Raw genomic sequence first — 18452 nt, 5'->3', positions numbered from 1 at the left:
GCTCCTTGATCGCCGTTTTGGTTACTTTAACACGGAATTTTCCATTCACGTCATTGCGAGGAGGCGTAGCCGACGAAGCAATCCAGCCCTACGATGCCGCTCCTGGATTGCTTCGCTTCGCTCGCAATGACGAAAATAAAAAGGAAACGCCGATGACTGCCCTCTTCACCGCCGGACAGCCGCTCGAATGCCCGCTTCGCAAGGTCGAGAAGCAATGGGTGGATTTCAACGGACATCTCAACATGGCCTATGATTGCAATAGGCCTGCTGTAAATTCCGAAAACGTCAATTATAACAATGTGTTATATGATTTTCAGAAAACGGAAAATGCTCGCTGCCAGCGGTAATGCTGGCGGTTTCGTCGAAGCATAACGCTACTTCCCCGACAATCACTCAGGTTCCCGCTACATCCCAGAAGTGAAGATTTCAGCGGGCGCGAGGAGCCGTCGACACCGAAGGTGGAGCCGTCCTTTGCGCCGCTGAAATAGCCTGGCAAGCGCGAAGCTTCGCATCGTCAACGATCAGTCCGGCGCGGAGATCGAGAACAGCTTGTCCAGCTTCTGGACTGAGTTCGACGGAGGTTCCATCACCCATGACGGCATCGGAACCGGCGCCGGGCAGGAGTTCGCCATCGGCAGGATTTGAGGGCGAGGCTCCTCGGACGGCGATGCGCAGCCGAACAATGCCATCCCGCACATCGTCACGAAGCCGATCATTTTCAGCACGCGCATTTTGCATCTCCTTAAAGCTCTTGGCCTCGATGTTGGAAATCAGACCTTGCAGGCGCTCAATCTCTGCCATCTTCGCGAGAAGGTCTGCGGAGGCCTCAATCGCGATGATACGAAGATCCTCGCCGTGAGCGGCCTCGGCCTGGGCAACTTTGGTATTCAGTTCGGCGACCTGCTTGCCGTAGATCACATCCTGCGTCTTCCACGCGGCGACACCGCCGACGCCGAACGCGACGCCGGCGATGATCGCGTAGAGATACCATCCGCCGGCCGCCTTCGACGCGAGTCCGGTAGCGCCCCTCACGAGACTGGAAATGTTCATTTCGTCACCGGGCCAGAGAGGGAGCGCCACCAGCTATTGAGCAAACGGATTGCCTCGTGGCGACGGTGGGCAAGCATATGCAGCGCGACACCAAGAGCGAGCGCCGCGCCCGCCCATCGATCATCCGCCCCAATCGCCGCAGGTTCGGTCAGGACGCCGAAGGCTCCCACAGCCATGAGAACGAACGCCGCCCGCAGAACGTGGCTTGTCTGCCGGCTCATGCCATTCAGCTCGCAAAGCGAGAAGGCGAAGATCACCAAGCAGGCGGCCAGAGTGAGAAGGTAAAGGATCATTGTCAGCCTCCGTTGCTGCCATCTTGTGACGGCGGCGACGGAGGAATGCCTGTCACGGCAGACGTGGGGTTTTTTCGGAAATAGGCGCTCAGAGCGAGAATGCCTGGGATGAGGTTCATCGCCGTGAGGCCGGTGAGGAATGCGGCGCCGTTCTGGACTTCAGACGGGAGATGAAAATAGGCGAGCACGGCCGGCGTGAGATAGCCAGCGGTAACGGTGCCGATCGCGACGGCGCCCACCATCTGCATCCGCGTGAGTTCTTTCACGAAGGAGAGGGAGACGACGGCGCCCATGAACCCCGCGAGCAAGGTTGCCCAGCGCACGCCGATCACTTCCTGGATAGTCGGTTCCGGCATCTATGCCCCCTGCTTCGCGCGATCCGGCCGCTCCAGCGGCACGGGTGCGCGCACGGGATCGGAGGCAGACGGAGTGCCATCGAGATTTCGAATGTGGATAAAGGCTCGGTCTCCGCGTATCAGCGGCGCGGAGAGAACGGGATACGTCTTTTGATACGCTGGCCGGCTCATCCCGACGGCGAGCGACCCATCCTTTGGCGACGACATCTTGGTCATCCCACCAAGCAGGCAGCCCTCAGTGTCGTGCTGGTCGTTACCCCAATGATAGAGCACTTCAGAGAAATTCGGCACGGCGATCAGGCGGATCATGCCGTGATGCGCAAGGCCGGCCGCCGCCATGATTTCCGTCGCCACCTTGTCGAAGCGAGAAGTGCCGACCGGCTTTAGTTCAATTTCGTAGAGCCCATCCGGTATGCGCGTCGACCCCGGCACCTTGACCTGGCGATAGCGATCTTCGGCTATATAGCAAAGCCAAGTGCCGCCGGCCAGAAGCTCGCCACGTGTGGCTAGGCCGTCATGTTCGAGGCGGTTCAGAGTGAACGTAACCTCTCTCATGACGCCAGTGCCTTCTGAATATGGTCCAGCGAGATTCTGATCATGATGCAGCGTTGCATCACGACCAGATCGGAAGTGATTCAGTTAGCAGCGCCAGTGCCCTCGCCCGTCAAGGGCGAGGGGCTGGCGGCTGGGCCTAATCTTCCTCTTCCACCCACGGATTGAAGGTGGGCACGATGACGGCGTCGGCGCGCAGGGCTTCGAGGCCTTCGGGCTCCTCGATCTCGACGAGACCATCGCCCCAATCGTATTTCGCCGGTGCGGCGCAATGCGACACGACTGGCTGGCCGAATTCGTCCATCAGCAACGGCGCCCACGGGTCGCCCGTGAGGGCCGTCCATTTTGCGTTCTGCTCGTTCATGTAAGCCGTCGCCTCGGCGAGCTTGCCGAGGGGCCAGACCAGAAAATTATTGTCCTGAGACACTTTCAATCCTTTCTACTCATGCGGCGGGGATGTCGGCGAGGCACATCTGCCGCCACGACTCAAGTGCCTCGTATTCTTCTGGGTCGAGAAGGTCGGTGATGACGGAAGCACGCCAGAGGCCGTGCCAAATGTTGCCTGCTGTATTGAGAGACGAGGCGCCGATCCGCGTCCGCACAGTGCCGACCTCCAGCACCGACGGGAAGGGCCCGTTCACATTGCCGTCTACCGTCAGAGTATTGCTGTCGGCCGCAAACCTCCCGTTCAGATGATGAATGCCGCTCAGGTCGACGGTGCTACCGGCAACGGTGACGGCCCCTCCGACCGTCGTGGCGGTGACCATCTCGCCGCGATTTACGCCGCCCGATACGATACGGCCGAGACGGCACTGTCCGACCGAACCCGCGCCGCCGTAGCCGACTATCTGGCGGCGTCCCGTCGAGGCCGCCAGCGCGTCCTGCCGCACGAGCGCCTGAATTTCGAACGGGTCACTACCCCAGGCCATACCCTCGTAGTTGAGAAAATCGTCGTTGCTGTCGAAGGCGGCGTTCTTTCCCTGCTGGATAGGCCGCTGCGAGGAGAAGGCCTGCGTGAACTCGACCTCGGCGATCGGATCGACGAGCCCGGCAATGCGTCCGCCGTTGATCGTGAGATACTCCGCCCGCCCCGCATCAGGCCACCCGCGCAGCTTGGCGCCGTAATCGGTCGGCAAGAACATCGCCGGCACCGTGACGATCGCCGGCGCTGATATCCTCGCCCTCATGCCGGCGAGCGGCAGCCCAAGTCCGAGGCGGCTCATTCCAGCTCCGACACGTCGACCGCGACGTCAGCATCGCCGACGCGGATGATCGCGATATGCGTATCCGTCGGCCGCAGCGCAACTACAAGCCGCTCGCCTGCGGCGAGGAGATGGGAGGTCGCCAGGACCGCAACGATGCTGTCCCCGCCGACTTCGTACCGAATGTCGGCCGGTGCGTAGATCGAGATCACAGCCGTCCCACTCTCGAAGGGACCGATGCGGGTAGAGGACGATCCAGCCGTGCCCTTCTTGGCGCCGCCGTTCCGAGCACGCAGAGCCGGGATTGGTGCATTGTATGAGTCGCGCGGCATCATCGGTTTCGGTGAAATGGTCATGTTCTATCCCAGCCCGCTCTATGCGGTTCTCATGATGAAGGCGAGCGCGACGTATGGCGGCAGAACGCTCGGGATGGTGTGGGTGTGAGTACCAGCGGCCGCGATTGAGTGATTATGTGCATCGGCCCCGCCGCTGGGTGAAGTTCGGCCAATGGTTGGCTCTCCAGCATCAGACCGCGATACCGTAAAATAGCCATTGTTGTCGAACCCGAGCGTTGCCGCGAAGGCCGGAGCATTGCCCGCAGCAAGGCCGAGAGAATTTGAGCTGGTTGCCGTGACGCTTGAATATTGAAGGTGCCTGTGGCTAGGCATCTCATTCAATGTGAGGACGTGCGATCCGGTGAACCCAGCATGATTATGCTCGCCGCCCCCAGCCGTCACGCCGGAGACAGATCCTCCGGACTTGGTGAGCGCCCCGGTGATGTTTGTTTTTGCCGTGCCGTCATGGTCGGAGCGTGCGCCGACGATGAACTTATCGCGCAGGTCCGGAGTTCCATTGGTGCCATCGCACAGCCGCCACGGCAGCGGAATGTCGGCGATCAGCCCTGAATACATGATGATGCCGCCGACCGGAGGCGCCGTATCCTGCACGAACGCCGTGGTCGCGAACTTCGTGGATTTGTCGCCGGCCGCCGGCGTCGGGCCAGCCGGCACGCCGGTAAACGTCGGAGAGTCAATCGGCGCGAACGTCCGGTAGGTGTTCTGGACGTATTTAGTCGACGCGATCTGATCGGTGTCGGTAGCGTCCGGCGCGGTCGGCGCGGTCGGGACTCCCGTCAGCGCGACGTTCGTGAAATCCGTTCGCTCGAAATAGGCGTTGACGGCGTCGCAGAATATCGGAGCCGACATCCCACGCACGACCTGGACGCCGGACCCAGCCGCAGTTTTACAGGTTATCGTTCCGGTTCCCGTCGTGGCGTTGACAACCAGCCAACGGTCGCCGCGGGTCGGGAATACGACATTCAAGTTCCCCGTTTGCGCGCCGATCAGGATGATCGTTGAGGCGCCCCATTTCGCGGCCGTCAGCGTCACGTTGGAATTGCCGCTAACGTCGACCGTCACCATGCCCCCAACGGCCGTCTGCACAAACGCCGTGGTCGGGATTTTCGTCGTGTCATCGCCGACGGGCGGCGTCGGGGCAGCGGGGGAGCCCGTGAACGAGGGGGAGTTGATAGGCGCGTAGGTAACGGGAATATTTGAGCCGGATTCCAGCGCATCGACGTGCTGCTTCAGCCATGCCGTCCGGTTGGCGAGATTCAGGAGCGGCTTGTTGTCAAGACCGCCAAGCGCGCCCTGCACCGGATCGGTAATCTCGATCTGGTAGACGCCCTCGTCATATACTGCTTCTTCAGGCTGGTTAGCCACGGCATTCCTCGACTTGCTAAGAGTCGAAGTATCCCGTCACGACGATGCTGCGCGGTGGTTGAGAGTTGATGGTTACTCAACGACCCAGAACGTCTTCCATCCGCTCAACGGCGTTCTCAGCAGGCGCATGTTGGGAATGCCGAACATTTCATCAAGCGCCACCGTTTCACCTGGATAGCTCGGGTTCAGAACCTCGTCGAAAGCGAGAACCGAGCCCTTGACGAGCCGCCCCTTGACCTGCTGCAGCACCGCCTTTGTCGGCTCATAAAGGTCGAGATCGAGGTAGCAGAAGGCGAACACCGCATGCGGGTTGTTCTTCATCCAGCGCGGCAGGGTCTCGGTCACGTCGCCCTTTACAATCTCGAACTTTTTGACGTGTGCCAGGTGAGCGGTGTTCTGGTGGGCGCTCAGGATGTCGGCCAGCGTCTTCTCGTAACCGGCCGCTACGCCGTAATCGCCCGCGCCGTGCATCCCCTCTTTAGGCTTGTCGCCGTGATCTTCCGTCGTCGTGCCAACGAACCCCGCGAAAGTATCGAAACCGACGATCTTCCGGGTGTGATTGTAGGGCTCGAAGCATTCGCGCATCGCCATCAGCAGCGAGAGGTTGCGGCCCCACATGACCCCGAACTCCGCGATGTATCCGGGCACGTCGACGATACGCCGGTAGAGGTCGGCCATGAAAAGGATATGAGCCAGATCCTTCTGCCGAAGGAATAGTCCGATGTTTCTCAGCAACTCGCCGGCGGGCAGGAGGTCCGACCTGGCGATAGCTTCAAGAAGGCCCTGAGCCGCGTCCTCGGCGTCGTTCTGGTTGGAATAGGCCGCGCGATCGCTCATCTCTTAGGCCTCCGTCGTTTGGTGCGAGAAGGCGCGGTCTTTCGGGAATACGATCCTCGACTTCTCACGCCCGGTTGGGAGCGAGTAGTAGTAGAGCGCAATCGACCGCCGGTATACCCCGGCGGGCAGCTTCATCGGTTCCGGGTGCCCGTGATAGCTGGTATCACTGGTCTCGAAGATCGCGGCCCGGTTCGCCACCGGCAAGAAACTGGCGACCGGATTCAGGTCGAGGTCGTAGAGAGAGAGCGCGCCGCCATACTCTGGCAACCAGCCCTCGTTCAGATAGATGATCAGGTTAAGCCGCCGCTCCAGCCCGAGCGCGTCGTGATGGCTGAAATCCGCGTGGATGTCGAGATAGCCGCCATCCTCACTACAATGAAAGCCGCCCTCAGCCAGGTATGGGTCTCCGATGAGGCCCTTGATGCCGGTCAGCAGCTCCAGAAAGCGGAGGAAAGGCCCGCTGTTCAGTTCCGCGAGAACCTGCCGCGCGGCATCGTCGAACAGAAGCTCTTTCAAATCGTCATCGCCGCGGCGAGTGACGTACTTTCCCTTGGTATGGATGTTCTCGGGCTTCTTCCAGACATCGCTCGTTGGGTCCGGGAAGCAACTGGCGATCACTTCGTACTCGGACGGCTCGAAAAGCCCGTCGAGACAGACGCTCGGGAAGGGCGATGCGGTCCTGAAGGCTCCCGCATGCTCACTCCCCATGTCGAACAGGCGCTGATAGTTGATCCGCACGACGGCACCCCCGCAAAAACGCCACAGTGGCGTCAGGGATGGCCGCCGTCAAGCCGCCGTTCAGAGGTTATTGTCTCTCCAACCCGTTGCATAGAGACCAGCCCTGCTATCCCCGCTCGAAGCGTAGTAGATGTTGGAACTTTCGAGGGCAAGGCAGAACTGCCCGCTGGTATCGGTTTCTTCCTTTGCTGGAGCGGCATTGGTCGTGGAGTTATAGGCGCCGTATGTGTTGTTGGGCGCCACCAACGTGATACCCCCGCCGCCGTTAACGATGCCGAGGATATGGCTTGCAGTAGGCGGAACATAATCCGCCACAGCCACCGCCATTCTTGGTCCGGTCGATACATTCCCGCTCGACCCCGAAATCATCTTTGGCAGCGGCGTCGCGGTGCGATATCCCATATTGCCGTAGTGGATCGACCCGACCAGAACCGCCGATCCGCTCTTCGTCAGAACAGCCCCGACATAGGCCTTGTAAGTGTAGCCGGATGGCATGGTCGGCGCGGTCGACGACAGTGACCCCAGCACGTCGACGGTCCCGTCAGCCTTACCGATGATCCACTCATAATACCAATTGCCAGAAGCCACAGAGCCAGTGTCGATACCGCCGTCGCCGGAATTCGCCAGGTTGAGGGTCTTATTCACAGAATCGAACCGCTTTCCGACCCCCCCTGCCCCCTCAAGCGTGATCGCGGCACAGGTGATGATGCTCGACGTGCCGCCATCCGCCGACACGATCTTGAGGTTTCGGTAGCCGCTGACGATCTGCGTTATGACCGTCGCGTCGACATACTGCTTGGTCGCCGCACCGAGCGCTGCGGTGGGATCGGTCGGGAGAAGCAGCTTGCCGTCCGCTCCAAATGTGTATTGCTGAAGCACTGCATCGGCCGCCGAAAGGAACGTCAGATAAACGTCTCCAACCGCGTTTGTCGCACCCCGCACAGACCGAAGCGCCGCCCTGACGCCGGCACCGCTGCCGCGCAGAAACCGCGTATGTTCGACTACTGAATCCGCCGTGTTGTTGCTGTTCCGCAAGGTCAACTGCAGTGCTGAGAGGGCGATCACGAGCGCCCCCGTCATTGTGTCCCCGCTCTTTCCCAGCTTTCCAGCCAGCGCGGTTGCCATCGTCGTGGCAAAGTTCGGATCATCGGCAATGGCAGACGCCAATTTTTTAAGCGTGTCCAGAGTGCCTGGGGCGGCGTCTAGCAGCGCGTCGGCCGCAGCTTTCAACGCGGCCATTGTCGCGATCTGGTCCGTGTTGGTGCCTATCGCTGCCGTTGGGGCGGTCGGCGTACCGGTAAGGGCGGGAGAGTTGAGGGGAGCTACGGTTGGTGGAATAACTGTTCCCGCTTCAAGCGCATCCATGTGCGACTTGAGGTAAGCGGTGCGGTTGGCGAGGTTGAGCAGCGGCGTATTCGCCGGGCCACCGACTCCGCCGAGCGCCAACGTCGACGTCTCAAGCTGGAATACGCCGGCGGCGTATACTGCTTCTTCAGGCTGGTTAGCCATCACCAATCCTCAGAAGGTTATCTGCCAAGTGCCAAGCAGGCTGATGTCGCTCTCTTTATTGAGAGCAGCGGAGCGCACCTTGCGCGCGTAAAGCGTGCCGGCGGCGGTGAAGAGGCCGAATTCCAGAATTGCCTTGCCGTTCGCCTCGCCAGTGCCGAGAGAGAACGCGAACTGGACGGTTCCCTCGACGGGATACGTCACGGCGTCGACAGCCTTGGTGTAGGCGCTCGTGAGCACAGTGTTTCCGCCCGCCGGTGCGGTGCCGCTCGTCCCGAACCCAATCTGCGTGATGCTGCGGTTCGTAACGTCACCACCGATCAACCGCGCGTTTACGGCCTTGCTGCCGTTAACGATCAGGTTCTTGTCCTCGAAATGCTCAATGAGCTTTCCGTGACGGAAGACGTCGAGTGAAAACAGACCGTTCGGTGCCCTCGAATAGTCTTCAAACCGAAATGGGTTGTGCATCGGAATCCTCGGATATGTACCACCCGAAGTATCCCGTCACGACACGGTCAGAAGGCTACAGCGCCTCGGTCACGGCATCTCCGCCTGAGGCAAAGTATATCGACCCATCGTATGACCGGAATCCGTCGAACGTCGTCGAGAACGACAATTCGAGCGATGCGTCCTCCTCAGTATCCTCCTCAACAGTGTCCACCAGCGGCTGCATAGACACTGGCAGCGACGACAGAAGTTCGCTCGCCTCGTCAACGGAGTCGGAAAGTTCCGGGGACACCTGCATTGTGTGGAACGAGTCCACCGCCACCCCAACCGCGTCTGAAAGGTTGCTCCCCTTGAGCACAAGACTGCGCAAATGCGTGCCGGCGGCGCGGAATTTGTTGATCGTCTCCGTCACCCGCGCCGCGAACGGCCCAATATCCTCAGTCCCCTCCAGGTCGAACTGGTACTCGACATCGAAGAGGTTGTAGCTCAGCTTCGCCGTGCTGTTGTGGAAGTTCTCTCCGTCATAGGAGATCGACGCATCATGCCTGGGAATGGCGTCATCATAGAGCGGAGCGTCGACGACGCGCGCCTCCTGCCCGCCAGTCGCGGCCTTGATCGCCATCTCAAGCGCGATGTTGTTGCTGCGCGGCCGCAATACCTCCTGAATGATCCGCGGACCATATATCCAGTCAGGCTCGGGAACGACCTCGGAACTGACGACGACGCTTGACCGCAACACGCCGTAATAATCGCCGAGAACGTCGAGCCAGTATCCGCTCGCATCGTTGACGTTCATTTGCTGCGGCATCGCCGCTATCTGTTGCTCGGCAAGCGCGAGTTCGACGGCGTTCGCCTCAAAATACGAATACAGGAGGCTTTCGAAGCCGTAGAGATGGCCGCCGTTTGTGACAGCAAGGTCTCCAGAGCCGTCGAGCAACATGAGCGCGGACAGGTTTTTCTTCGGACTGCCGTCGATGTAGGCAACCGTGTAGCCATCTTGATCCGAGATGAAATCGGCGAGACTTTGAAGCGTGTAGTCTGCCAGCGCGATTTCAAGCGGAACCACGACTTCACCATCAGGCGTCGCGGTGAATACCCCATCCTGTATGACCCATGAAAGGCCGTCGCCTGCGTATTCCAGACGCAGTGCAAGGAAGGGCGAGGGCTCCGTATCGAACACCCTGTTCAGAAAACGGAGAAGCTTCTTCGTCAGTCTCATGCCGCCTCCGAAATATCGAACGCGCCGGGGACATATTTCTCCGGAACGTCTGAAGTGAGATCGGTTGCCGGCAGAGATGGAACGAAATTTGATACGCCTGGTATCGCCATTACGAGCGCGATCGCACGAGCACGAAGGAACGTCTCCCCGTTATCGAGGCTGCGGATGTAGGTGCTAAGAACAGACTCGGAAAGTGCGATCAGGTTCGAGATGGAATACCCAGGCCTCCCGGTGAGTATCCCCGTGACGTCAATCTCGACTTCCGTCGCCGCCGCAACATTGACGACGACGCCGGCCGCCTTCCATCCCGGAACTGGATTCCCGTTGACGTCCCTGTACCCGTCGACAATCTTCTGGGCTTTGGTGACGAGTTCGGCCGAGGTTCCGCCGACACCATTGTGAATGTAGGCGTTTACCAGACCGGTCGGTTCGGTGATGTCGTCGACGTATGGCTCCACGATTGACGCGGCCGCAACCCGTTCAGTCTGGATACCGTCGGCGTTCGACAGAGAAGCCGTTTTCAGACCGTATTTGATCGACTCTACTGTCCCGCGTTGAAGGGTGGCGATGTAGTCATTGAACCTTTGCTTCCGCTGGTCTGCGGTCTCCTCGTCTCGCCCGTTTAGGAACCCGATCGCGTTTGTGGCGCTGACAAACCCTTGTGGGACCGGATTCACGGTGAACCCCTGACCAGCCTCTACATTTCCTGCAGTTCCCGCCGTGCTGGCGGCCACGAGAATATTCGCCGTCGTGTCTCCGGCGTCGATTGTCGTGTCGCCGATCGACACATAGGTCACTGGCACACCATCGACCTTGAATGACGAGCCGGCCTGAATGATCACGTCATCCTCGGAGGAGGTAACGACCACCTGAATAAGACCAGTCGCCGCCACCGCCTCAAGAGCATCGAAATTGAACGACCTGTACGTCGCCACGGGAATGGCCTGGGTCAGGCCGTTGAACATTTGCTGGTACAGCTCTTCGATTTCTATAGCCGGCGCCTCGACAAGCGTCCGAACGACCGAACCGACGCGAAAGTCGGTGACCTTGTTCTGCGTCCCCTTCATATGGTTGATCATCGACGCGACGATCGACGTGAAGTTCTTGATTTGAAAACCGGCCACTTCTAATTCTCCGATCAGGTGAGCAGGTGGAGGTCGATGGATGTACCGGCTATCGGCATGGCGATCGTTGAGACCTCGATTGCATCCCCCTTCACAGAGGCGATAGACGACTTCACTGTGTCGACGCGGTCATCCGAGATCACTGCGTCCTTCACAAATTGAGCCGAAAGCAGCCCGGACGTTGGTCCATTTGTGACGCCCTTGAGCCGCCACACACCGCATCCGTATGTTGGGTGGTAGAGAAGTTCACGCAGGGCCGTACCGATCTTGTGCGTCAGAGCCTGCCGCAGGTTGGCGCGCCCCCTGATAAGCACGATGTCCCCGTCTTCGGCCTCAAGGCGCCCCTCCGGGAGGGCAACGTCGACGCCATATACGGAGTCTTCGTCGACATCGGCCGCGACCTGTATCGTCGCCGAAGGAACGAGCAGGAGCGATCCGTACAGACGAACCGTGGTACTCGCCGCGCCGGCGTCGCCAGTCAGATATGGATGAGCCAGACCATTTATTGCGATGATTTCCGGCCAGCGCTCCGCGTCGCCCAATTCTCTGGCGGCGATTTCCTGCAAAGTGTCGTTGTGCTGAATCTCTACCAGGCGGAAGCCGGTGAGCGCTTTGTCTGTCATGTGAACGACACTCCGCTTCCGATCGACCGAAGGCGCGATCCAATGTCACTCACCGTCGATGGAAACAGGACAGGGTCAGATTTCTTCAGCCAGATGATGTCCGCCGATGCTTCAGCGGAAACCGATACCGGTGACGAAAAGTCGCTTGTGATTTGGTCGAACGTATTGCCGAAGCGGAGCGGGCTCAGCGGCGAACCACCGCTCGTGGACGAGCAGTTCGAGGCCCCGTAGACGTCGGAATAGTCGGGGTAGAGACGCGTCCTGCGAAAGACGTTCTGGAAGACGCAGAACACGTTCGAAAACGCGCTCGACACCCGCGACACCTGAAACCGGAGATAGTCAGGCATGTTGACGACGGCGTTGTACATATTGAACGCATTGCGGCCAACCGCCGCTATATCCGAGGCGAAGGCAATAAACTGGTTTGCCTGAGCGCTGATGATGCCCTTCGAGGTCGAGATTGCATCCATCGCGCGCGCGATCGCCGTATTGGCGAGGTTCATGAACTCCGTCACAGGGCCGATCAGGTTGGCATCAATGAAGTCGCGCACGGACGCCGCATACTCCTCAAGCCGAGCAAGGCTGTCCGCGAGACTGTCAAGGCCGAGATCGTCGGCGCCGGCGCCTAGTCCGATAGCATCACGCGTTTCATCGTCGAGGCGGTCGGCGAGAACCGTCAACGGAATCTGATACATCATCAGGAGGGGACGATTTCGGTTCCTCTTCAGAACCATTTGTCCCGGCGCGACGACGTTAACGATATTGTCGAGAGCGTCTGAAAAAATCAGTTTCACGACGTCGGGATCCTGCCCAACTTCCTTGGCCTGTTCCCGAAGGCGGTGCCACTCGACGAAAACGATGTCCCGCAGCTTCGCGAAGGAGGCCGCGCCATCCGCCCCGAGCCCGCCGCGCCAGCCGGTGTGACCGGAAATGCTGATGGTTGAAATGCCGGGGCCGAAGCCATCCGCCCACGCCCCGCCGAGAGTCTGCGTCACGGAAAGCCGCGAGGGCTCGATCCTCGTCAAATCCTCGGGCCGTATCACCATCTCAACGCTCGTCAGCTTCCCGGTGTAACCATCGGAAAGGAGGAAGGAGATCGGCCGATCCCCTGCTTTTTGTGACGTTGGAGCCATTTTCTCAGTATGCGATCACGACCCCAATCGCCACCGAGCGGCAATCACTTGGCAGGGACAACGGAATATGGAACATTAATCGGAGAAACCGCCTCATGGGCCCGAAAATGCGTCTCTCAGCGATAGTTGCCTCCCTCCTCATCCTCACCGCAGCGCCGGCGGCCGCAGAGCCGTTCTGGCTTATGGACTGGTCGCGTCAGTCGCCGTCACAAGGATGCCGCCCCTGGTCAAGAGACCTGATTTCAGAAGCCGAGGCGTACATGAGGACTAAATTCAAGGCCGAAGTCGTCTTCGACCGACAAGACATGGTGGACGGTCGGGTGGATGTCGTTCGGTTCACGGCCGTTGGCGACCCCGTTGGGGGACGCATGACGTCCGTCTACGTCTCAGACCTCGGATACTGCCTTGCCACCTTCTACGACTACCGCACAGACGACATGCTATTCAGGGCCGGGAAGCCCATGAACAACTAGCTGGGGATTGGGAGCCCGGATGGGCCGATGCCGCCGCCATTGGCGTGCGGATGCGTCTTCAGGCTCACGCCATCGGCAATCATGTCGCCAGACGACGTGCGCAAGGTGCCGGTGATCGACCCTGCGTTGCCGGTGCCATTGTCGCCATGCCCTATCAGTCCGGCCTCATAGGTGAACAGCCCCTCGACATTCACCCTGCCCTTGAATGTGGCCTGAGGCGTGTCGACGGTGACGCTCACCGGGCAGTTGACAGAGACGGCACCCGACGAATTCAGAACAGTTGTCCCGGCCACGGTGACAGTAGCGTTCCCGCCCGTCTCGCAGGTCAAATCGCCGACATGCTGGACGGTGACATTGCCGTTCGGCGCGGCATCGATCAGGACTTTCGTCTCGCCTGCGCTCTTCAGCTCAAGGTGAACGTGGACCGCCTTGTCCTTGTTCCTCTCGATACTCCACTTCTTGTCGAAATCCTTGCCGGTCAGATCCTCATGCGCCGGCGAGGTGCCCACCCGGAAATATGTCCCGCTCGGATGGTAGAATTCATGGTTCCCATCCGCATCCGTCGTCTCGTAAACATCGCTCGCGTGTCGAACGACACGGCGGTTCATATCGGAGAAGAGCATTTGGCAGACTTGAGGGTACAGGAAGCCAAGCACGATAGGCGTGCCGCCGGCGATGCTGCCGACAATGGCGTAGATGTCCCTTTTCTTCGTCTGCGCTGGATCGTATGGATCTCCGGCTGCCCCGACCGTCGGTGACGCGAGATCGTTGATGCCGCTGTCCGTGCTCGCGGCGCCAGCCATAATCTGAACCATAGGCACGCGCGAGTTGTCGTCGAGAAACAGAATGTCAGCGGCATGGCCGCTCGGGTGAATCTTCGCAACTTTTGCGATACGCAGACCGTCACGCATAGACACCACCCATACGCTTCTCAGAGAGATATGGCGGATTTGCCCCGCCGTCGCGTTGAACGCGCTCTATGAATCCCGTCCCTCGCTCCAGCGTCAGCGTTGTCGTGTAGCCGTGAAACGGAACGAACTCCTGCCGAACGGCCGGGACATAGAACTCTGAGGTCACACCTTCGCCGCGCGCCGCCCCGACGGCATCCGTCCCGCGAACGAGCTTCATCGTCATGCCTGGATTCATGTCCTCGCGGCCGCGAATTCGGGAGAAACCACTTTCAAACACGACATTGTCTCGGTTGTTCGCAACCAGAATGGCGCGGCGATCGGAGATGAACTCCAGTCCGGACGCCTGCCCGGACTCAAAGACCGCCTCCGCCTGACCGTCAATCCGCGGGCCCTGCTGTGTCTGCACCTCCATCCGCCTGAAGCCGTAGAGGAACGGCGAACTGTTCGGATAATCGGCGAGGTAAAAGGACGCGGCCGGCTGTGAGTTTGCGGCCGCGACGCGAAGCATCGGATCGCCGATCAGAGAATATGACTGCGCGTTGACCCAATAATAATTGGACACGGCCGCATCGTCGCGGGCGACACTCAGCACCGCCACTTCCTCGTCATAGACCGTTACCGAGGCAGGTGCCTTTCTCATTTCCTGTATGAGCGTACCCGACGGATCCTTGAACGGATTCGGCCGGTAGACGAGATATGGCGCGTCTTCGCGATCCTCAACGAACATTTCGTTCCAGGGGCCAACGTCGCCGTAGTGGGTGAGCATGTCGTAAATCGTGCCGCCAGGCCATTGGTTGGTGCCGAACGGACTGATGACGCCCTTTGTGACGCTGGCGTCCGCGATAATGTCGAGAACCGGAGACACGCCAGAGGACACGTCGCTTTTCGTTGCGGCCGCGCGCATGTCCGCCAGAAATGGATTCAGCACCTCGCGCACCACCTCTTCGACAAACGCCGACGACGGCTTGTCCGGCTCAGCACCGATGCCGTAATTTTCGAAGAACTTGAAATAGGTAAGCAACCGCTGCCCCGTGACCTCGTTCGGAAGATAGGCAATTTGCATAATCTGCAATATCTTGCCGTAGTCGTGGCCGGTGACGATGATCGCGCGTGTCGGGCCGCTTTCCCCCATGACCTCATCGCGTCCAATGCGGGTAACAAACCCCCGCATCTTGATCGGCATGTTCTTTTTGAAGCCAGCCCCGAGATACTTTGAAGTGTTGCGCGCCATCCGGATTTCAATGACGTCCATAGGCTCGATCAGACCGTAGAGCGACTCAAACTCTCCAGCCGCCATCTTGTCGCCAAGCGTGATCGAGAACATGCCGGCGGGCTGGCGCACGGACTTGTCGACAACGACAGGCCCACTTTCCCAGAGATATGGCGTCAGGTCGATTTCTCGCGCAGTCCCCTTGAACCGTTCGGACGCAGCAATCGTTCCGGCGACCGTCCCGCGTCCGATATTCTTCTTCAGGACAACGGAGATTTGCGGCATGAAGGTAGGTATCGCCATCAGCGAACCCACTGCGATTGGTTGAGCGAGCCGGCCGGGCGACCGGAGACGAACGGACGAATCGTCGCGGAGCCGATTTCAGCGCCACGGCTATCCTTCACCGGCAGGTTCACCTCGCCGGCGAAGCTGACTGTGTACTCGCCGCCGCCATTGCCGCCACCTGGAGCCGCACCCGGCATCGGCGTCGCCCCCATGATCGTGTCGACATAGTCGTTGGTCTCCGTATTGTTCCATTTACTCTTGTCCCAGCCGGCGTTGTAAGCTCGGAGGGCATCGGCGTCGCTACCGAAGCGAGCCTTGTTCTCGCGCATCACCTCGCGATGGATCAGAAGCGCATCCATTGGGTCCGTCGGATCGAGAACGCGCCCGAACCTCTTATTCAAGGCCGCGAGCGTCGACGGCATAACCTGCGCCAGCCCAATCGCTCCGCTCTTCACGTTCACCGCGTTCGGATCGAAGCTGCTTTCCTTGCCAATCTGCCGCGCCGACATGCCGGCCGGCAGCCCGAGCAGCCGATCGGTTTCAGACATCTCATCGAGCCACGATTGAGGCACAGTCGCACTGGAGACCCCGAAATCCTTCTCAATCATCTTTTGCACCGCCTGCCGACGGGCCATCTCATAGGCGTAGTTCGCCGGATCGAGCGTGGCGCGGGCTTGCTCCGGCTTGGCAATGACATCGTCAAGATTGACCGGCCCATCGCCGGCGGCTTTCATTTTTTCGTACCGCGCCTTGTCACCGGCCATTGCGCTGTCCAAGAACCCCGGCGCGCGGCCGCCGCGGGCGCGGTAGATCGCGGCGTAGTCGGTGCTTGCGTCCTTCTGGTCCTGCATCCGGCGCTTGTACTCCTCAGGAGCCAGAGCCATTGACATCATGGTCACGCCGTCGCGAATGGCATTGAGAGGAAACAGCAGAGAGCCACCGATACGCGTGAGTTCATTTTTGAGATCGGAGATTGACTGGCGCGTCTCGCTACCCTCAGTCTTTTCCTGGTCATACGTGCCAACGACCCGAACCAGAGCATGACGCAACTTTTCGACGTCGCCAGTTTTGAAGGCGGCGCTCAGGTTCCCGCGATCGGCGCCTGAAATATCAGAGCGGCCCATCGTCCTCGCGTAGATCGAGGTCAAATCGCCCATACCGCGTGCGCCGGCGATCGAGGAGACACCCTGTATTCCACTCGCCGACAGCCGTGATATGTCGACGCCGGCATTGCCTAGCAACCGTTGTGAGGCGGTCAAATCCGAGGGGTTCATGTTGTCGAGCGCCGCGGCCTGTTGAACCGACGACAGACCGAAGAAATTCTTCATCGCGTCCAGATAATACGGGCTGCTTCCATACTGGCGCCGCATGAGACCGCGCATCTTCTCGAAGTTCGTTACATTGGACGAGCGTGGCGTGGCGATGCCGCGCGCGCCGTACCAGTCCCCAAGCGCAGTGCCAGCGCCGAACGTATTCTCCGTCGTGCCAAAGAGGCCACCACTCATCATCGCCTGGGCAGACACAGGGTCGATTCCGGGAGACGAGCGCCGAATGGCCGCGTAGCTGAAATTCAGGCCGGCCTCGCCCATACCGCCACCACGGCGCACCGATGCGTCGGCGGCATTCAGAAGCGCTGCAGCCCCCTGAGGATCCAAGCCGGGCAGGCCGGTCTTGATCAGGGATGTGAGCATCGCCGCATAGTCACCGACGTTTGGCGTCGCGAGGGTGATCCTCGTGATTTGCGTGGCGTAGTCGGCCACTGCCCCAAGGATTTCATCGGCCTTCCCGAGATACCCGCCCTCGTTTACCGCATCGCCGATCATGAGCGCGAGCTTCCGCGCGCTTTGCTCATCCCCGCCGGTCGCCCCGAGGCGCTTCATGGTGCCGAAGAACTGGACGCCTTCGGTCGGATCGAGACCGTAGGAGCGGCTGAAACCGATACCGGTTCGCACATTTCCAGCGATGTTGACGCGTTCGAGGTTGCCGGCCGTCTTGGCGAATTGCTGACTGAGACGCGCCGCCTCGACATAGGTGACGCCAAGACCGTCGGTCGAGCCGCGCACCTCATCCCGAAGCTTCTGGAAGTCAGTCGTGAGATCGCCTGCGGCCCGCTTCAGTGTGTCGAGGCCGACGTTCTCCTCGGTTGCCATGTCGGCGGCCGATCCAGCCATCCCGACAATGGAGTGCAGTCCGGCAAGCGCGAGCATGCTCTTGCCGAACGCCATAGCCGTCGATTGCGCGCGCTGCACGCCCCTACCGAAGTCCATTCCAACGGGCTGCGACCTGCCGTCGTCGTCGTTATGCGATCCCGTCGGTGCCCCGTAATTCGCGGCGTAGCTCGTCCCCTGCATGCCCATAGCAAGCACGCGCCGACGATGCGCGGCGGCATCGCCGGGGTTCTTGAAAATGCCGCTGTGCCCCTGATACCAGCTCTCGAAATCATTGAAGCCGCGGACGTTTCGGCTTCCAATTCCACGGCCGGAACGAAGGCGGTCAAAACTCTTCAGGAAGTGGTCAGCATCGCGGCTCGAAATGTCTCGGCCAAGTTCGCGCTGCAATATCGACTGAGTGTTCTTGAGACGTTGAGACTGCGTCTCGACGTCCTTGATACCGTCGGCGGCCGCGCGAGCCTGCTTATTGACATTGGCAAGGGCTTCCGCAACGCCGTCAGCCGCGCGCTCAATACCCTTTACCGAGGCTTCCGCCTGGCCGGTATTGGCGTTTACGCCGATGTCAATTTTCTGGGACATTCCCGCTCCGGGTGATCGACGT

At 60.2% G+C, this 18452-nt stretch carries 21 protein-coding genes; 2 read left to right on the top strand and 19 right to left on the bottom strand.

The window, feature by feature from the left end; all coding sequences use genetic code 11:
• The first annotated feature begins 5 nt into the window (after positions 1-5).
• Positions 6-347, top strand: a complete 342-nt coding sequence (locus tag Q8S60_RS02960) for a hypothetical protein (RefSeq protein ID WP_305668364.1) — start codon at positions 6-8, stop codon at positions 345-347.
• Between the two features lie 79 nt (positions 348-426).
• On the opposite strand, the gene Q8S60_RS02955 is transcribed toward Q8S60_RS02960, so the two are convergent.
• From Q8S60_RS02955 to Q8S60_RS02880, 16 genes are all read right to left on the bottom strand, one after another.
• Entirely contained in the window at positions 427-1050 is a 624-nt protein-coding gene (locus Q8S60_RS02955; protein ID WP_305668363.1) for a lysis system i-spanin subunit Rz, read from the bottom strand.
• Positions 1047-1343: a hypothetical protein gene (locus Q8S60_RS02950; RefSeq protein WP_305668362.1), complete on the bottom strand. Its 297-nt coding sequence runs from the start codon at positions 1341-1343 to the stop codon at positions 1047-1049. The genes Q8S60_RS02955 and Q8S60_RS02950 overlap by 4 nt, the downstream gene beginning before the upstream one ends.
• Before the next feature lie 2 nt (positions 1344-1345).
• Complete coding sequence (locus tag Q8S60_RS02945; protein WP_305668361.1) at positions 1346-1699, bottom strand: hypothetical protein; 354 nt, start codon at positions 1697-1699, stop codon at positions 1346-1348.
• Positions 1700-2254: a DUF5675 family protein gene (locus Q8S60_RS02940; protein WP_305668360.1), complete on the bottom strand. Its 555-nt coding sequence runs from the start codon at positions 2252-2254 to the stop codon at positions 1700-1702. It lies immediately after the preceding gene.
• Between the two features lie 136 nt (positions 2255-2390).
• The gene (locus Q8S60_RS02935) at positions 2391-2678 is read right to left on the bottom strand and encodes a hypothetical protein (RefSeq protein ID WP_305668359.1); all 288 of its coding nucleotides are present in this window, start codon (positions 2676-2678) and stop codon (positions 2391-2393) included.
• Positions 2679-2694: 16 nt separating this feature from the next.
• Positions 2695-3474: a hypothetical protein gene (locus Q8S60_RS02930; RefSeq protein ID WP_305668358.1), complete on the bottom strand. Its 780-nt coding sequence runs from the start codon at positions 3472-3474 to the stop codon at positions 2695-2697.
• Positions 3471-3809: a hypothetical protein gene (locus Q8S60_RS02925; RefSeq protein ID WP_305668357.1), complete on the bottom strand. Its 339-nt coding sequence runs from the start codon at positions 3807-3809 to the stop codon at positions 3471-3473. Before Q8S60_RS02925 ends, Q8S60_RS02930 begins: the two co-directional genes overlap by 4 nt.
• Positions 3810-3827: 18 nt before the next feature.
• Complete coding sequence (locus Q8S60_RS02920) at positions 3828-5174, bottom strand: hypothetical protein (RefSeq protein ID WP_305668356.1); 1347 nt, start codon at positions 5172-5174, stop codon at positions 3828-3830.
• A gap of 72 nt (positions 5175-5246) precedes the next feature.
• Positions 5247-6011, bottom strand: a complete 765-nt coding sequence (locus Q8S60_RS02915) for a TylF/MycF/NovP-related O-methyltransferase (protein WP_305668355.1) — start codon at positions 6009-6011, stop codon at positions 5247-5249.
• Between the two features lie 3 nt (positions 6012-6014).
• Entirely contained in the window at positions 6015-6749 is a 735-nt protein-coding gene (locus Q8S60_RS02910; protein ID WP_305668354.1) for a 2OG-Fe(II) oxygenase, read from the bottom strand.
• A 60-nt stretch (positions 6750-6809) separates the two neighbouring features.
• Positions 6810-8258 (bottom strand): hypothetical protein, encoded by a 1449-nt coding sequence (locus tag Q8S60_RS02905; RefSeq protein ID WP_305668353.1) that lies wholly within the window; start codon positions 8256-8258, stop codon positions 6810-6812.
• A 9-nt stretch (positions 8259-8267) separates the two neighbouring features.
• On the bottom strand, positions 8268-8723 hold the full coding sequence (locus tag Q8S60_RS02900; RefSeq protein WP_305668352.1) for a hypothetical protein: 456 nt from the start codon (positions 8721-8723) through the stop codon (positions 8268-8270).
• Positions 8724-8778: 55 nt separating this feature from the next.
• A complete protein-coding gene (locus tag Q8S60_RS02895; RefSeq protein ID WP_305668351.1) occupies positions 8779-9921 on the bottom strand; it encodes a hypothetical protein in 1143 nt (380 codons plus the stop codon).
• On the bottom strand, positions 9918-11045 hold the full coding sequence (locus Q8S60_RS02890) for a baseplate J/gp47 family protein (RefSeq protein ID WP_305668350.1): 1128 nt from the start codon (positions 11043-11045) through the stop codon (positions 9918-9920). Before Q8S60_RS02890 ends, Q8S60_RS02895 begins: the two co-directional genes overlap by 4 nt.
• A gap of 14 nt (positions 11046-11059) precedes the next feature.
• Positions 11060-11668 (bottom strand): hypothetical protein, encoded by a 609-nt coding sequence (locus Q8S60_RS02885; RefSeq protein WP_305668349.1) that lies wholly within the window; start codon positions 11666-11668, stop codon positions 11060-11062.
• Entirely contained in the window at positions 11665-12714 is a 1050-nt protein-coding gene (locus Q8S60_RS02880; RefSeq protein WP_305668348.1) for a hypothetical protein, read from the bottom strand. Before Q8S60_RS02880 ends, Q8S60_RS02885 begins: the two co-directional genes overlap by 4 nt.
• Positions 12715-12896: 182 nt before the next feature.
• Between Q8S60_RS02880 and Q8S60_RS02875 the strand changes: the two genes are divergently transcribed.
• Positions 12897-13274, top strand: coding sequence for a hypothetical protein (locus tag Q8S60_RS02875; protein ID WP_305668347.1), 378 nt, complete (start codon positions 12897-12899; stop codon positions 13272-13274).
• Here the strand turns inward: Q8S60_RS02875 and Q8S60_RS02870 are convergent.
• From Q8S60_RS02870 to Q8S60_RS02860, 3 genes are read right to left on the bottom strand one after another with little or no spacing between them, the layout of a single operon-like run.
• The gene (locus tag Q8S60_RS02870; protein WP_305668346.1) at positions 13271-14185 is read right to left on the bottom strand and encodes a hypothetical protein; all 915 of its coding nucleotides are present in this window, start codon (positions 14183-14185) and stop codon (positions 13271-13273) included. The two genes, Q8S60_RS02875 and Q8S60_RS02870, sit on opposite strands and share 4 nt — an antisense overlap.
• Entirely contained in the window at positions 14178-15698 is a 1521-nt protein-coding gene (locus tag Q8S60_RS02865) for a hypothetical protein (protein WP_305668345.1), read from the bottom strand. The genes Q8S60_RS02870 and Q8S60_RS02865 overlap by 8 nt, the downstream gene beginning before the upstream one ends.
• Positions 15698-18430, bottom strand: a complete 2733-nt coding sequence (locus tag Q8S60_RS02860; protein WP_305668344.1) for a lytic transglycosylase domain-containing protein — start codon at positions 18428-18430, stop codon at positions 15698-15700. The genes Q8S60_RS02865 and Q8S60_RS02860 overlap by 1 nt, the downstream gene beginning before the upstream one ends.
• Between the last annotated feature and the right edge of the window lie 22 nt (positions 18431-18452).

The organism is Parvibaculum sp., from assembly GCF_030694575.1.
Lineage (GTDB): Bacteria > Pseudomonadota > Alphaproteobacteria > Parvibaculales > Parvibaculaceae > Parvibaculum.
Note: the sequence above shows the minus strand (reverse complement) of the source record. Positions and strands in the feature narration are given on the sequence as shown.

Bases quoted from the DNA above. Each gene is read 5' to 3' on its own strand.
- Q8S60_RS02915 (WP_305668355.1), bottom strand. From the start codon at position 6,011: ATGAGCGATCGCGCGGCCTATTCCAACCAGAACGACGCCGAGGACGCG.
- Q8S60_RS02950 (WP_305668362.1), bottom strand. From the start codon at position 1,343: ATGATCCTTTACCTTCTCACTCTGGCCGCCTGCTTGGTGATCTTCGCC.
- Q8S60_RS02860 (WP_305668344.1), bottom strand. From the start codon at position 18,430: ATGTCCCAGAAAATTGACATCGGCGTAAACGCCAATACCGGCCAGGCG.
- Q8S60_RS02955 (WP_305668363.1), bottom strand. From the start codon at position 1,050: ATGAACATTTCCAGTCTCGTGAGGGGCGCTACCGGACTCGCGTCGAAG.
- Q8S60_RS02880 (WP_305668348.1), bottom strand. From the start codon at position 12,714: ATGGTGATACGGCCCGAGGATTTGACGAGGATCGAGCCCTCGCGGCTT.
- Q8S60_RS02870 (WP_305668346.1), bottom strand. From the start codon at position 14,185: ATGCGTGACGGTCTGCGTATCGCAAAAGTTGCGAAGATTCACCCGAGC.
- Q8S60_RS02945 (WP_305668361.1), bottom strand. From the start codon at position 1,699: ATGCCGGAACCGACTATCCAGGAAGTGATCGGCGTGCGCTGGGCAACC.
- Q8S60_RS02940 (WP_305668360.1), bottom strand. From the start codon at position 2,254: ATGAGAGAGGTTACGTTCACTCTGAACCGCCTCGAACATGACGGCCTA.
- Q8S60_RS02925 (WP_305668357.1), bottom strand. From the start codon at position 3,809: ATGACCATTTCACCGAAACCGATGATGCCGCGCGACTCATACAATGCA.
- Q8S60_RS02895 (WP_305668351.1), bottom strand. From the start codon at position 9,921: ATGAGACTGACGAAGAAGCTTCTCCGTTTTCTGAACAGGGTGTTCGAT.
- Q8S60_RS02900 (WP_305668352.1), bottom strand. From the start codon at position 8,723: ATGCACAACCCATTTCGGTTTGAAGACTATTCGAGGGCACCGAACGGT.
- Q8S60_RS02885 (WP_305668349.1), bottom strand. From the start codon at position 11,668: ATGACAGACAAAGCGCTCACCGGCTTCCGCCTGGTAGAGATTCAGCAC.
- Q8S60_RS02865 (WP_305668345.1), bottom strand. From the start codon at position 15,698: ATGGCGATACCTACCTTCATGCCGCAAATCTCCGTTGTCCTGAAGAAG.
- Q8S60_RS02905 (WP_305668353.1), bottom strand. From the start codon at position 8,258: ATGGCTAACCAGCCTGAAGAAGCAGTATACGCCGCCGGCGTATTCCAG.
- Q8S60_RS02930 (WP_305668358.1), bottom strand. From the start codon at position 3,474: ATGAGCCGCCTCGGACTTGGGCTGCCGCTCGCCGGCATGAGGGCGAGG.
- Q8S60_RS02875 (WP_305668347.1), top strand. From the start codon at position 12,897: ATGGGCCCGAAAATGCGTCTCTCAGCGATAGTTGCCTCCCTCCTCATC.